This window comes from Paracoccus sp. 228 (assembly GCF_000967825.1).
Classification (GTDB): Bacteria; Pseudomonadota; Alphaproteobacteria; order Rhodobacterales; family Rhodobacteraceae; genus Paracoccus; species Paracoccus marcusii.
Window position 1 is genome coordinate 224,738 of the sequence record NZ_JYGY01000001.1, and the last position, 11,728, is coordinate 236,465.

The following is an 11,728-nucleotide window of genomic DNA, read 5'->3' on the forward strand; positions in this document are numbered from 1 at the left end:
ATGACCCGAATCGCACTGAACGGCCTTGGCCGCATCGGAAAGTTGGCCCTGCGCCGGATGATCGACCTGGGCCTGGGGGACCGGATCGTCCTGCTGAACGACGCGGCGGGCGATGCCGATCAGCACGCCCTGCTGATGGAATTCGACAGCGTTCACGGCCGCTGGTCCAAGCCCGTCGCGGCAGACGGCGCGGCGCTGATTCTGGATGGCCACCGCATTCCGCTGACGCATCACCGGACCATCGACGCCCTGCCGCTGCGTGACCTGGGGGTCAACCTGGTGATCGACGCGACGGGCGTGTTCAAGACCGCGGACCGGATCGCGCCCTATTTCAATGCGGGCGTGGCGCGTGTCGTGGTCAGCGCACCGGTCAAGGATGGCGGGGCGTTGAATCTGGTCTATGGCGTGAACCATCATCTCTATGACGGCAGCCAGCGGATCGTGACGGCGGCCAGCTGCACGACGAACTGCCTGGCCCCGGTGGTCAAGGTCGTCCACGAGGCCCTGGGCATCCGCCACGGGTCGATCACCACGATCCATGACGTCACCAACACGCAGACCATCGTCGACCGACCGGCCAAGGACATGCGCCGCGCGCGCTCGGCGCTCATGAACCTCATTCCCACGACGACCGGCAGCGCCACGGCGATCACGCTGATCTATCCCGAACTGAAGGGTCGGCTGAACGGCCACGCGGTCCGGGTGCCGCTGCTGAACGCCTCGTTGACCGACTGCGTGTTCGAGGTCGAGCGTCCGACAAGCGTGGAGGAGGTCAACGCCCTGTTCGCCGCCGCCGCGGCGGGACCGCTGGACGGCATCCTGGGCTATGAGACGCGGCCGCTTGTGTCCACCGACTATGTCAACGATCCGCGCAGTGCGATCATCGACGCGGGATCGACGATGGTCGTGAACGGGACACAGGTCAAAATCTATGCCTGGTACGACAACGAATGGGGCTATGCCTGCCGGCTGGTCGATGTCGCGCGCATGGTCGCGGGGCGGATGGCATGAACCCGGTCCGCGCCTATGCCGCGGTGACGGCGGCCTATTGGGCGTTCATGCTGTCGGACGGCGCGTTGCGCATGCTGGTGCTGCTGCACTTCAACGGACTGGGCTTTTCCCCGGTCCAGCTGGCATGGCTGTTCCTGCTGTACGAGGCTGCGGGGATCGTCACGAACCTGGCCGCGGGCTGGCTGGCGGCCCGGTTCGGGCTGGCGGCGACCCTGTACGCGGGCCTGGGAATCCAGATCGCGGCCTTGGCGACGCTGGCGCAGCTGGACCCGGCATGGAGCGTCACGGCATCGGTGATGTTCGTGATGGCGGTGCAGGGCGCGTCGGGTATCGCCAAGGATCTGTCCAAGATGTCGTCGAAATCGGCGGTCAAGGTCCTTGCCCCTGCCGCCGATGGCGGGCTGTTCCGATGGGTGGCTGCGCTGACCGGGTCCAAGAACGCCGTCAAGGGCCTGGGCTTTTTCCTGGGCGCCGCACTACTGGCCTTTGCGGGGTTCCAGGCGGCGGTCTGGGGCATGGCCGCGGTGCTGGCCGCGATCCTGGTGGCGGTGGTCCTGTTCCTGCCCGCGGGCCTGCCCGGTCGGGTGAAGGCGGCCGAAGGATGGTCAGGCTGGCGGTCGCGGGACAGCCGCGTGAACCGGCTGTCCCTGGCGCGCATGTTCCTGTTCGGTGCGCGCGACGTGTGGTTCGTGGTGGGCATCCCGATCTATTTTCAGGCCGTCCTGTCCGATGGAACTGCCGAAGGGCGGCGCGAGGCCTTCTTTCTGGTCGGCGGTTTCATGGCGCTGTGGATCATCCTTTATGGCGCGGTTCAAGCCGCCGCCCCGCGCATCCTGGGCGGCGCCGGCCGACCCGAGGCGCAGATCACCCGGGACGCGGTCCGGTGGGCAGGTCGGCTGGTGCCCATCCCCTTCGTGATGGCGGCGGCGGTCGTGATCGCGGGCGATCCTGCGCCGTGGCTGACGATGCTGCTGGTTCTGGGCCTGCTGGTCTTCGGCTTCGTCTTTGCTGTCAATTCGTCCGTTCATTCATACCTGATCCTGGCCTTTGGTCAGGCACAGCGGATCACGCGGGATGTCGGGTTCTACTACATGGCGAACGCGGCGGGCCGCCTGATCGGGACGCTGCTGTCGGGCCTGTCCTATCAGGCCGGCGGGCTGCCGCTGTGCCTGGCCACCGCCGGCGCGATGGCGGCGGCCAGCTGGTGGGCGGCACGCCGCCTGCTGATCGACAGCCCGGAAAGCGTGGGGCCGGCCCGCTGAAGGCCGTCCTGCATCCTTTACGGTTGCAGCAGAAAACCCCGCGTGCGCGGCACGGGCGCGCAGCGGCGCAGGAACCGCCGCGCCTGCCACCCTGACCGGATATGCGCAAGCGCCAGACGGGGTCCTGCGGCGGCGATGACCTCGGTCGCGCGGTCGCGATGAAACTGCCGCGAGGTGCGGGCATAGGCGATGGCATCCAGCGTGTGCCAGCCGAACGTCTCGCGGCACCCCTCTCCCATGCCCGGCCGCGTGCGGTTGTGATAACGCAGTGACCGCCATGCGACGCGGGCGACCTGCACCGGCCTGGACGGATCGACCCAGATCAGAAGATGGGCGCGGGCGGCGCGTTCATGCATCGTCTCGTAATGACCGCCCTCGATGATCCAGTGCTCCTGCGCATGGATCTCGCGGGTCAGGGCATCAAGCTCGCCGGTGCTGCGATGGACAAAGCCCGGCATCCAGCTCAGCTGGTCCATGTGGTACGCGGGCAGGCCGGCCAACGCGGCCAGCCGCATCGCCAGCCAGGACTTTCCCGTCCCTGACCCGCCCAGAACCATCACCCGTGTCACCAAACTCATCCATCCCCCAACCGCTCACGAACGCGCGATCAACACGCTCTACGCGGATTGGCTCGGAATTGGCAGGATAATTTCAGCTTGGGACGATTCAGGCCGATCCTTGCACGACGCTGGTTCCGCAACCTCGCAGCGCGGAAGACGTCCATGCGTGGGATCGGTCGGCGGTATGGGGATGGTAGGCCCGGCAGGACTTGAACCCGCAACCAAGGCGTTATGAGCGCCCTGCTCTAACCAATTGAGCTACAGGCCCCCGCAGCACGCATTGCCTAGTGCCGCATGGCGGTCAGGTCAAGCTTGGGCGTTGCCCAATGGGTGCGGTTCCGCTATCGGGGGGCCGACATCAGCCGGGGGCCGACATGACACAGAACGGGATCAGCTATCGCGACGCAGGCGTCGACATCGACGCGGGGAACGCGCTGGTCGAACGGATCAAGCCCGCCGCCGCCGCCACGCAGCGGCCGGGCGTCATGGATGCGCTTGGCGGGTTCGGCGCGCTGTTCGACCTCAAGGCTGCGGGCTATGACGACCCGATCCTGGTCGCCGCCACCGATGGCGTGGGCACCAAGCTGCGCATCGGCATCGACACCGGACATCTGGACGGTCTGGGCCAGGACCTGGTCGCGATGTGCGTGAACGACCTCGTCTGCCAGGGCGCCGAGCCGCTGTTCTTCCTGGACTATTTCGCCACCGGCAAGCTGTCCGTCGACGAGGGCGCCCGCGTGGTCGAGGGGATCGCCCGCGGCTGCAAGGCCGCCGGCTGCGCCCTGATCGGCGGAGAGACCGCCGAGATGCCCGGCATGTATCACGACGGCGATTTCGACCTTGCTGGCTTTGCGGTGGGCGCGATGAACCGCGGCGCGGCGCTTCCCGCGGGCGTGGGGCAGGGGGACGTGCTGCTGGGCCTGGCCTCGGACGGCGTGCATTCCAACGGCTATTCGCTGGTCCGCAAGGTCGCGGAACGCGCCGGTCTGGCGTGGTCCGACGCCGCCCCCTTTGCCGACACCACCCTGGGAGAGGCGCTGCTGACGCCCACGCGGCTCTACGTCAAGCCCGCCCTGGCCGCGATCCGCGCGGGCGGCGTGCATGCGCTGGCCCATATCACCGGCGGCGGACTGACCGAGAACCTGCCCCGCGTCCTGCCCAAGGACCTGGGCGCGGACATCGACCTGGGCCGCTGGCCGCTGCCCCCCGTCTTCGCCTGGCTGGCCCAGGCCGGAGGGATTGAGACGTCCGAAATGCTCAAGACCTTCAACAGCGGCATCGGCATGATCCTGGTCGTGACCGCCGACCGCGCCGATGCGCTGACCGACCTGCTGTCCCAGCAGGGAGAGACGGTGCATCGCCTTGGCACCGTCACGGCGGGCGCGGGCGTACGCTATTCCGGCACGCTTGCGTGAAACGGGTCGCGATCCTGATCTCGGGGGGCGGGTCGAACATGATCCGCCTGCTGCAGGACATGACCGGCGATCACCCGGCGCGCCCCGTACTGGTCGCGTCGAACGATCCGCAGGCGGGCGGGCTGGCCCGTGCCGCCGAACTGGGCGTGCCGACCGCGTCCGTCGATCACCGCGACTTTCCGCGCGACCGGGCGGGGTTCGAACAGGCGCTGCTGCAGCCGCTGCTGGCGGCCCGGCCCGACATCATCTGTCTGGCCGGCTTCATGCGCATCCTGACGCCCGAATTCGTGCAGCGGTTTCAGGGGCGGATGCTGAACATCCATCCTTCTCTTTTGCCCAAATACCCCGGTCTCGACACCCATGCCCGCGCCATCGCCGCCGGTGACGCCGAGGCCGGCTGCACCGTGCACCTGGTCACGCCGGAACTGGACGCAGGGCCTGCCCTGGGTCAGGCGCGCGTGACGATCATGCCCGGCGATGACGCCGCGACCCTGGCCACGCGTGTGCTGGTGCAGGAACACCGCCTGTACCCGGCGGTGCTGCGGCGGTTCGCGTCAGGCGACCGGACGCCCCTGGTCCTTTAGCCCCACAGCAGGGCCAGTGTCGCGGCCGGGTCTTCCTGGGTCCAGATCTCGGGGCCCAGGGCGATGAAGTCGGTGATCGGCGTCAGCTGGGTGATCAGCTCTCGCGTGATGGCGCCTTCGGCCACGACCGGCACCTCGATCATCTCGGACCACCACTGGAACAGCTCTAGCTCGACCGGATCGCCACGATAGAGCGCGCTGTCGCTGACCGGACCAAAGGCCACGTAATCCGCACCCGCCTCAGCCGCGTTCATGCCCTCGTGGCGCGACGTGCCGCAGAACGCGCCGACGATCGCGTCGTCGCCCAGCTCCTTTCGGGCATAGCGCACGGCCTTGGCCCCGTCGTTCAGGTGCACCCCGTCCAGCCCGTGGCGCAGCGCCAGCTTGACGTGATCGTCGATCACCACTGCCACGTCGCGGGCATGGGCGATCTCGCGTGCCATGTCGGCCAGACGGCCCAGCTCGTCCTCCTCGGCGCCGCCGCGGATGCGCAGGCAGGCGGGGGCCACGCGGTCCATCACCTCGGCCAGCATCGGTGCCAGGCTGGATGCCTGGGCGCCGGCAGGGGTCATCAGGTACAGTTGAGGGGCGTCGGTCATGGCGATCTCCTTTGTGTCGCAGATAGCGCAGCTTGCCCGCCGCCGCCAGACGGACTATCTGCCGGACCATGCAGATCGAACGCCAACCCGTCATCATCCTCGTGCGCCCGCAGATGGGCGAGAACATCGGCGCGGCCGCCCGCGCCATGCTGAATTTCGGCCTGACCGACATGCGCATCGTCGATCCGCGCGACGGCTGGCCCAACCCCAAGGCCGTCGCCATGGCCTCGGGGGCAGCGGGCCGCGTGCTGGACACGGCCCGCGTCTATCCCACGCTGGCCCTGGCGATGGAGGGCATCGACTATGCCTATGCCACCACCGCGCGCGGGCGCGAACTGACCAAGCCCGTCTTCACGCCCGCCACCGCGATGGCCCAGGCCCGCGCCCATGATGGCCGCTCGGCGATCATCTTCGGCCCCGAACGCACGGGGCTGGAGAATGACGACATCGCGCGGGCCAACGCCATCGTGACGGTGCCGGTGAACCCCGATTTCCCGTCGCTGAACCTGGCCCAGGCCGTCCTGCTGATGGGATACGAATTCGGCCGCGACATCCTGCCGCCCGAACCCGCGCCCCATCTGCGCCGGTCCGAGGCCGAAGCCCCTGCCGACCGCATCGAGATCGAGCGGTTGGGCGACCATTACGACGACCAGCTGACCCAGGCCGGGTTCTTCTTCCCGGAAACCAAGGCCGCGTCGATGCGTCTGAACATGCGCAACATGTGGTCGCGTCTGACCCTGACCAAGGGCGACGTGCGGATCCTGCACGGCGTCCTGCGTCAGTTGACCCGGCGCTGACCCGCCCCTAACCTCCGCCCGAAAGGAGCCTTGCGATGGCCAAGCGACCTGTCTTCCAGGAAGTCTCGGACCCGACCGCAGCCCGACCCGTCCAGACCACCGGCATGATCGACGCCCGCCCCCGCGGCGCGCGGCGCGCGATCCGCGCCTGGCTTGCCGTGCTGTTCGTGCTGGTCCTGGCGATGATCGTCGTGGGTGGCGCCACGCGCCTGACCGGGTCGGGCCTGTCGATCACCGAATGGAAACCCGTGACCGGGGCCATCCCGCCCATGAACGCCGCCGACTGGCAGAGCGAATTCGACCTTTATCGCCAGATCCCGCAGTACCAGGAGCTGAACCGCGGCATGTCGCTGTCGGAGTTCCAGTACATCTACTGGTGGGAATGGGGGCACCGCCTGCTGGGCCGCGTGGTCGGTCTGGTCTGGGCTTTGGGCTTCGTCTTCTTCTGGGCCACATCGCGCATTCCCACGGGCTGGACGCCCCGCCTGCTGTCCCTGGGGGCGCTTGGCGGCCTGCAGGGCGCGATCGGCTGGTGGATGGTCAGCTCGGGCCTGAACGAGGGGATGCTGCGTGTCGCGTCCTATCGCCTGGCCACGCATCTGGGCATCGCCTTCCTGATCCTGGGCCTGATCACCTGGTACGTCCTGCAATTGTCGCGGTCCGAGGCCGAGCTGATGCGCGCGCGCCGCGCCGGAGAGGCCAAGCTGTTCCGCATGTCCACGGGGCTGATGCACCTGACCTTCGTGCAGATCCTGCTGGGCGCGCTGGTCGCGGGCATCGATGCCGGCCGCACCTATACCGGCTGGCCCACCATGGGCGGCGAATGGATCCCGGCGGCGATCTGGGACGGCACCCTGGGCTGGCGGAACTTCTTCGAGAACCCGGCCCTGGTCCAGTTCATTCACCGCATGACCGGCTATCTGCTGGCGATCTTCGCCGTCGTCGTGTGGCTGCGGGCGCGCCGCTCGCCCCATCCGGTGACGCGCGGCGCCTTCAGCGTCATGATCGTGGCGATGGCCGCGCAGATCGGGCTGGGCATCCTGAACGTGATCCACGCATCGCCCCTGCACCTGGCCCTGACGCACCAGTTCGGCGCCGTCGTGCTGTTCGCGATGATCCTGCGGGCGCGCCACCATGCGCGCTATCCCTTTGAAACCTCGATCCGGGGGGCGATCCGATGACCGCGCTGACCGACCTGCTGGCCTTCCAGCGCCAGACCGAAGCCCTGTCCTCCGTCGCCGAACGGTTGGGCTGGGACCAGGAGACCGTGATGCCCCGCGGCGCCGCCGAACAACGCGCCGAGGAGATGGGCGCGATGGAGGAGGTGCTGCATGACCGCCGCACCGATCCGCGCATCGGCGAATGGCTGGACGCGGCCGATCCGCAAAGCCCCGCCGACCGCCGCGCCGTCGCCCTGATCGCGCGGGACTATGCCCGCAGCAGCCGCATTCCCGCGCGGCTGGCCTCCGAGTTGGCGCGTCTGACCTCGCTGGCCCAGGGCATCTGGGCCGAGGCCCGCGCCAAGGACGCGCCCGCGGATTTCCTGCCGACCCTGGATCAGGTCCTGATGCTGAAGCGCGAGGAGGCCGCCTGCCTGGCCGATGGCGGCGATCTTTATGACGCCCTGCTGGAGGATTACGAACCCGGCATGAGCGGGGCGCGTCTGGCGACGCTGTTCGACGCGATGCGCCCGCGCCTGGTCGCGCTGCGCGACGACGTCCTAGGTGCCGATCAACCGCAGGCGCTGAAGGGCCATTTCCCGCAGGAGACCCAGCTGCGCCTGGCCCGCGCCTGCGCCACGGCCTTCGGTTACGACTGGACGCGGGGGCGGATGGATCTGGCCGTGCATCCCTTCAGCTCTGGGCGCTGGCAGGACAGCCGCATCACCACCCGGGTGGTCGAGACGGATCCGTTCAACTGTCTCTACTCCACCATCCACGAGGTCGGCCATTCCAGCTATGAGCTGGGTATAGACCCCGATTACGCCTTCACCCCCCTGGGGCGCGGCGTGTCCATGGGCGTCCACGAAAGCCAGAGCCGCATCTATGAGAACCAGCTGGGCCGCGGTCGCGCCTTCACCGGATGGCTGTTCGAACGCATGTCCGAGGCCTTCGACGGGTTGAACATCACCGATCCCGACGCCTTCTACGCGACGGTCAACCGCGTGACGCCCGGCTATATCCGCACCGAATCGGACGAGGTGCAGTACAACCTGCACGTCATGCTGCGCTTTGATCTGGAGCGTGACCTGATCTCGGGGCGGCTGGATACGCAGGACCTGGAGGCGGCGTGGAACGCGCGCTTCCTCAAGGATTTCGGCGTCGCGGTCGATCGTCCCGCGAATGGCGTCCTTCAGGACGTCCATTGGTCGGTGGGCCTTTTCGGCTATTTCCCGACCTACGCCTTGGGCAATGTCTATGCGGGCTGCCTGAACCAGGCCTTGCGCGGCGCGGTGCCCGATCTGGACGCGTCCCTGGCCCAGGGCGACGCAACCCCCGCCACCGAATGGCTGCGCGAGAACGTTCAGCGCCACGGCGGCTTGATGACCCCGACCGAGGTGATCGAGACCGCCGCGGGCCGGCCCATCGGCCCCGACCCGCTGCTGGACTATCTGGAACAGAAGTTCGGCCGCATCTACGGTCTCTGATCGTCCCGCATGACAAAGCCCCGCGGCCGGCGCCGCGGGGCTTTTTCGTTGGCCATATACCCTGCGGATGGCCCGGGGGGGCGCAAGGCCCCCTGGACCATCGGATCACTCGGCGGCGCGGGCCATCGGGTTGTTCGGATGGCTGGTCCAGTTCGCGTATTCGCCGCGCGGAATGCCGGTGCGCTTGTCGATCTCGCCGATCTCCAGCTCACGCATGGTGATGCAGTCCTCAACCGGGCAGACATCAACACACAGGTTGCAGGCGACGCATTCCTCCTCGATCACCTCGAACACGCGGCCCGGCTTCATGGCAATGGCCTGGTGGCTGGTATCCTCGCACGCGGCATAGCAGCGGCCGCAGCTGATGCAGGCATCTTGGTCGATCACCGCCTTGGTGACATAGTTCAGGTTCAGCTGCTGCCAGTCGCGCACGTTGGGCACCGCGCGGCCGATCAGGTCGGACAGGCCCATCTCATGGCTGTCCAGATAATCGTGCAGGCCGGTGATCATCTCCTGGACCACCTTGAAGCCATAGGTCATCGCCGCCGTGCAGACCTGCACATTGCCCGCGCCAAGCGCCATGAACTCGGCCGCGTCGCGCCAGGTGGTGACGCCGCCGATGCCGCTGATGGGCAGGCCGGCGGTTGCGGGGTTGCGCGCGATCTCGGCCACCATGTTCAGGGCGATTGGCTTGACCGCCGGGCCGCAATAGCCGCCATGGCTGCCTTTGCCGTCGATGGTGGGCTGGGGCGCGAACAGGTCTAGATCGACCGAGGTGATCGAGTTGATCGTGTTGATCAGGCTGACCGCATCGGCGCCGCCGCGCCTGGCGGCCTCGGCGGGCTTGGTGACATCGGTGATGTTGGGCGTCAGCTTCACGATGCAGGGCATGCGGGAATACTGCTTGACCCACCGGGTCACCATCTCGATGTATTCCGGCACCTGGCCCACGGCCGATCCCATGCCGCGCTCGGCCATGCCGTGCGGGCAGCCGAAGTTCAGCTCGACCCCGTCGGCTCCGGTATCCTCGATCTTGGCCAGGATGTCGCGCCAGCTGTCCTCGTCGCAGGGCACCATCAGGCTGATGATCAGCGCCCGGTCGGGATAGTCGCGCTTGACCGACTTGATCTCGCGCAGGTTCACCTCAAGGGGTCGGTCGGTGATCAGCTCGATGTTGTTGATGCCCAGGACGCGGCGGTCGGCACCGTGGATCACGCCGTATCGCGGGCCGTTCACGTTGACGACGGGCGGGCCTTCGGACCCGAGCGTCTTCCACACCACACCGCCCCAACCGGCCTGGAAGGCGCGGCGGACGTTGTATTCCTTGTCGGTCGGCGGGGCCGAGGCCAGCCAGAAGGGGTTCGGGGACTTGATCCCGATGAAATTGCTGCGCAGGTCTGCCATGGGTTCGTCCTCAGCCGGGGATTTCGACGGGACGTCCGGTCAGCCGGGCGTCGATGTCTTCTGCCGCGTCGCGGCCTTCGGCCACCGCGGTCACGGTCAGGTCGTCGCCGCCGGATGCGCAATCGCCCCCGGCCCAGACCCCGTCCAGCGTCGTGCGGCCCGGCCCGGTCACCAGGATCTTGCCGCCGGCCAGCTCCAGTCCCTCGGGCGCGCCGTCCAGGCGCTGGCCGATGGCGCGGAACACCTGGTCGGCCCGCAGGCGGAACCGGTCCTCGGTCACGTGCAGCCCGTCGGGGCCGTCCTGGGTATAGGCGAACTCGACCTCGGTCACCGCGCCGTTGCCATGGACCGCCAGCGGCGCCGCATTGCAGATGATCCGCACGCCGCTGGCGGTCGCGTGGTCCTGTTCATGGCGGCTGGCGCCCATGCGGTCCTGACCGCGGCGATAGACGATGCTGACGTTCTCGGCGCCCAGCAGGCGGGCCTGCACGGCAGCATCCACGGCGGTCATGCCGCCGCCGATCACCACCACGTCGCGGCCGACGGGCAGGGTGCCCAGATCGCTGGCCTGGCGCAGGTCGCGGATGAAGCTGACGGCGTCCAGCACATGCGTGCGGTCCTCGCCGTCTGCGCGCAGCGCGTTCACGCCGCCCAGGCCCATGCCCAGGAACACCGCATCGTATTCGGACTGCAGCGAGGCCATGGTGATGTCACGGCCGATCGCCTGGTCGTGGCGCAGCTCGATCCCGCCGATGCCCATCAGCCAGTCGACCTCGGCCTGCGCGAAACCGTCCACGGCCTTGTAGCTGGCGATGCCGTATTCGTTCAGCCCGCCGGGCTTGGGCCGCGCCTCGAAGATCACCACATCATGGCCCTTGGCGGCCAGGCGGTGTGCACAGGCCAGACCCGCGGGGCCCGCGCCGACCACGGCCACGCGCTTGCCCGTGGGGGCGGCGCGCTTGAAGGGGTGCGACCCTTGCGCCATCAGCCCGTCGGTCGCGTAACGCTGCAGCGCACCGATCTCGACCGGCTTGCCCTCGGCCTCCATGCGCACACAGGCGCCCTCGCACAGCTGTTCCGTGGGACAGACACGGGCGCACATGCCGCCCAGGATGTTGGCGTGAAAGATGGTCATCGCCGCCGCGTCCGGCGTGTCGGTCGCGATCTGGCGGATGAACAGCGGGATATCGATGCTGGTCGGACAGGCCGTGATGCAGGGCGCGTCATGGCAGAAATAGCACCGGTCAGCGGCCACATGCGCCTCGTGTCGGTCCAGCGGCGGGGCGACATCGACGAAGTTCGCCGCCAGCTGGTCGGGGGTCAGTCGTCCCGGCACAACGCCGGGGCTTAATCTCGCTTGGGACATTTTCGTCTCCTGGCTCACCTGTTGGTGAAATCAGGCTGACACAGGTCCATTTTTTTATCAAATGGTAAAATATGGGCCGTAAA

At 68.1% G+C, this 11,728-nt stretch carries 11 protein-coding genes and 1 tRNA gene; 7 read left to right on the plus strand and 5 right to left on the minus strand.

What is annotated here, in order from left to right; genetic code table 11:
• Positions 1 to 1,011, plus strand: coding sequence for an ArsJ-associated glyceraldehyde-3-phosphate dehydrogenase (locus SY26_RS01025; protein WP_045998928.1), 1,011 nt, complete (start codon positions 1 to 3; stop codon positions 1,009 to 1,011).
• Positions 1,008 to 2,273: an organoarsenical effux MFS transporter ArsJ gene (arsJ, locus tag SY26_RS01030; RefSeq protein ID WP_045998929.1), complete on the plus strand. Its 1,266-nt coding sequence runs from the start codon at positions 1,008 to 1,010 to the stop codon at positions 2,271 to 2,273. The genes SY26_RS01025 and arsJ overlap by 4 nt, the downstream gene beginning before the upstream one ends.
• A gap of 17 nt (positions 2,274 to 2,290) precedes the next feature.
• On the opposite strand, the gene SY26_RS01035 is transcribed toward arsJ, so the two are convergent.
• Together SY26_RS01035 and SY26_RS01040 are read right to left on the minus strand one after the other, a co-directional pair.
• Entirely contained in the window at positions 2,291 to 2,851 is a 561-nt protein-coding gene (locus tag SY26_RS01035; protein ID WP_045998930.1) for a hypothetical protein, read from the minus strand.
• A 173-nt stretch (positions 2,852 to 3,024) separates the two neighbouring features.
• Positions 3,025 to 3,101, minus strand: a tRNA-Ile gene (locus tag SY26_RS01040).
• A 106-nt stretch (positions 3,102 to 3,207) separates the two neighbouring features.
• On the opposite strand from SY26_RS01040, the gene purM reads away from it, so the two are divergent.
• Together purM and purN are read left to right on the plus strand one after the other, a co-directional pair.
• Positions 3,208 to 4,248, plus strand: coding sequence for a phosphoribosylformylglycinamidine cyclo-ligase (gene purM, locus SY26_RS01045; protein WP_045998931.1), 1,041 nt, complete (start codon positions 3,208 to 3,210; stop codon positions 4,246 to 4,248).
• On the plus strand, positions 4,245 to 4,832 hold the full coding sequence (gene purN / locus SY26_RS01050) for a phosphoribosylglycinamide formyltransferase (RefSeq protein WP_045998932.1): 588 nt from the start codon (positions 4,245 to 4,247) through the stop codon (positions 4,830 to 4,832). Before purM ends, purN begins: the two co-directional genes overlap by 4 nt.
• Here the strand turns inward: purN and SY26_RS01055 are convergent.
• A complete protein-coding gene (locus SY26_RS01055; protein WP_127898765.1) occupies positions 4,829 to 5,431 on the minus strand; it encodes a thiamine phosphate synthase in 603 nt (200 codons plus the stop codon). The two genes, purN and SY26_RS01055, sit on opposite strands and share 4 nt — an antisense overlap.
• A 68-nt stretch (positions 5,432 to 5,499) precedes the next feature.
• Between SY26_RS01055 and SY26_RS01060 the strand changes: the two genes are divergently transcribed.
• The 3 genes from SY26_RS01060 to SY26_RS01070 are packed head-to-tail and all read left to right on the plus strand — an operon-like array spanning position 5,500 to position 8,875.
• On the plus strand, positions 5,500 to 6,228 hold the full coding sequence (locus tag SY26_RS01060; RefSeq protein ID WP_045998933.1) for an RNA methyltransferase: 729 nt from the start codon (positions 5,500 to 5,502) through the stop codon (positions 6,226 to 6,228).
• A gap of 35 nt (positions 6,229 to 6,263) precedes the next feature.
• Positions 6,264 to 7,409 carry a heme A synthase gene (gene ctaA, locus SY26_RS01065; protein ID WP_045982910.1) on the plus strand — a complete coding sequence of 382 codons (1,146 nt, stop codon included), beginning with the start codon at positions 6,264 to 6,266 and terminating at the stop codon, positions 7,407 to 7,409.
• The gene (locus tag SY26_RS01070) at positions 7,406 to 8,875 is read left to right on the plus strand and encodes a carboxypeptidase M32 (RefSeq protein ID WP_045998934.1); all 1,470 of its coding nucleotides are present in this window, start codon (positions 7,406 to 7,408) and stop codon (positions 8,873 to 8,875) included. Before ctaA ends, SY26_RS01070 begins: the two co-directional genes overlap by 4 nt.
• Before the next feature lie 105 nt (positions 8,876 to 8,980).
• Here the strand turns inward: SY26_RS01070 and preA are convergent, their stop codons facing one another.
• Together preA and SY26_RS01080 are read right to left on the minus strand one after the other, a co-directional pair.
• A complete protein-coding gene (preA, locus tag SY26_RS01075; RefSeq protein ID WP_045982912.1) occupies positions 8,981 to 10,279 on the minus strand; it encodes an NAD-dependent dihydropyrimidine dehydrogenase subunit PreA in 1,299 nt (432 codons plus the stop codon).
• A gap of 10 nt (positions 10,280 to 10,289) precedes the next feature.
• On the minus strand, positions 10,290 to 11,645 hold the full coding sequence (locus SY26_RS01080; protein ID WP_045998935.1) for an NAD(P)-dependent oxidoreductase: 1,356 nt from the start codon (positions 11,643 to 11,645) through the stop codon (positions 10,290 to 10,292).
• Positions 11,646 to 11,728: the final 83 nt, after the last annotated feature.

Bases quoted from the DNA above. Each gene is read 5' to 3' on its own strand.
- SY26_RS01025 (WP_045998928.1), top strand. From the start codon at position 1: ATGACCCGAATCGCACTGAACGGCCTTGGCCGCATCGGAAAGTTGGCC.
- arsJ (WP_045998929.1), top strand. From the start codon at position 1,008: ATGAACCCGGTCCGCGCCTATGCCGCGGTGACGGCGGCCTATTGGGCG.
- SY26_RS01035 (WP_045998930.1), bottom strand. From the start codon at position 2,851: ATGAGTTTGGTGACACGGGTGATGGTTCTGGGCGGGTCAGGGACGGGA.
- purM (WP_045998931.1), top strand. From the start codon at position 3,208: ATGACACAGAACGGGATCAGCTATCGCGACGCAGGCGTCGACATCGAC.
- SY26_RS01055 (WP_127898765.1), bottom strand. From the start codon at position 5,431: ATGACCGACGCCCCTCAACTGTACCTGATGACCCCTGCCGGCGCCCAG.
- SY26_RS01060 (WP_045998933.1), top strand. From the start codon at position 5,500: ATGCAGATCGAACGCCAACCCGTCATCATCCTCGTGCGCCCGCAGATG.
- ctaA (WP_045982910.1), top strand. From the start codon at position 6,264: ATGGCCAAGCGACCTGTCTTCCAGGAAGTCTCGGACCCGACCGCAGCC.
- SY26_RS01070 (WP_045998934.1), top strand. From the start codon at position 7,406: ATGACCGCGCTGACCGACCTGCTGGCCTTCCAGCGCCAGACCGAAGCC.
- preA (WP_045982912.1), bottom strand. From the start codon at position 10,279: ATGGCAGACCTGCGCAGCAATTTCATCGGGATCAAGTCCCCGAACCCC.
- SY26_RS01080 (WP_045998935.1), bottom strand. From the start codon at position 11,645: ATGTCCCAAGCGAGATTAAGCCCCGGCGTTGTGCCGGGACGACTGACC.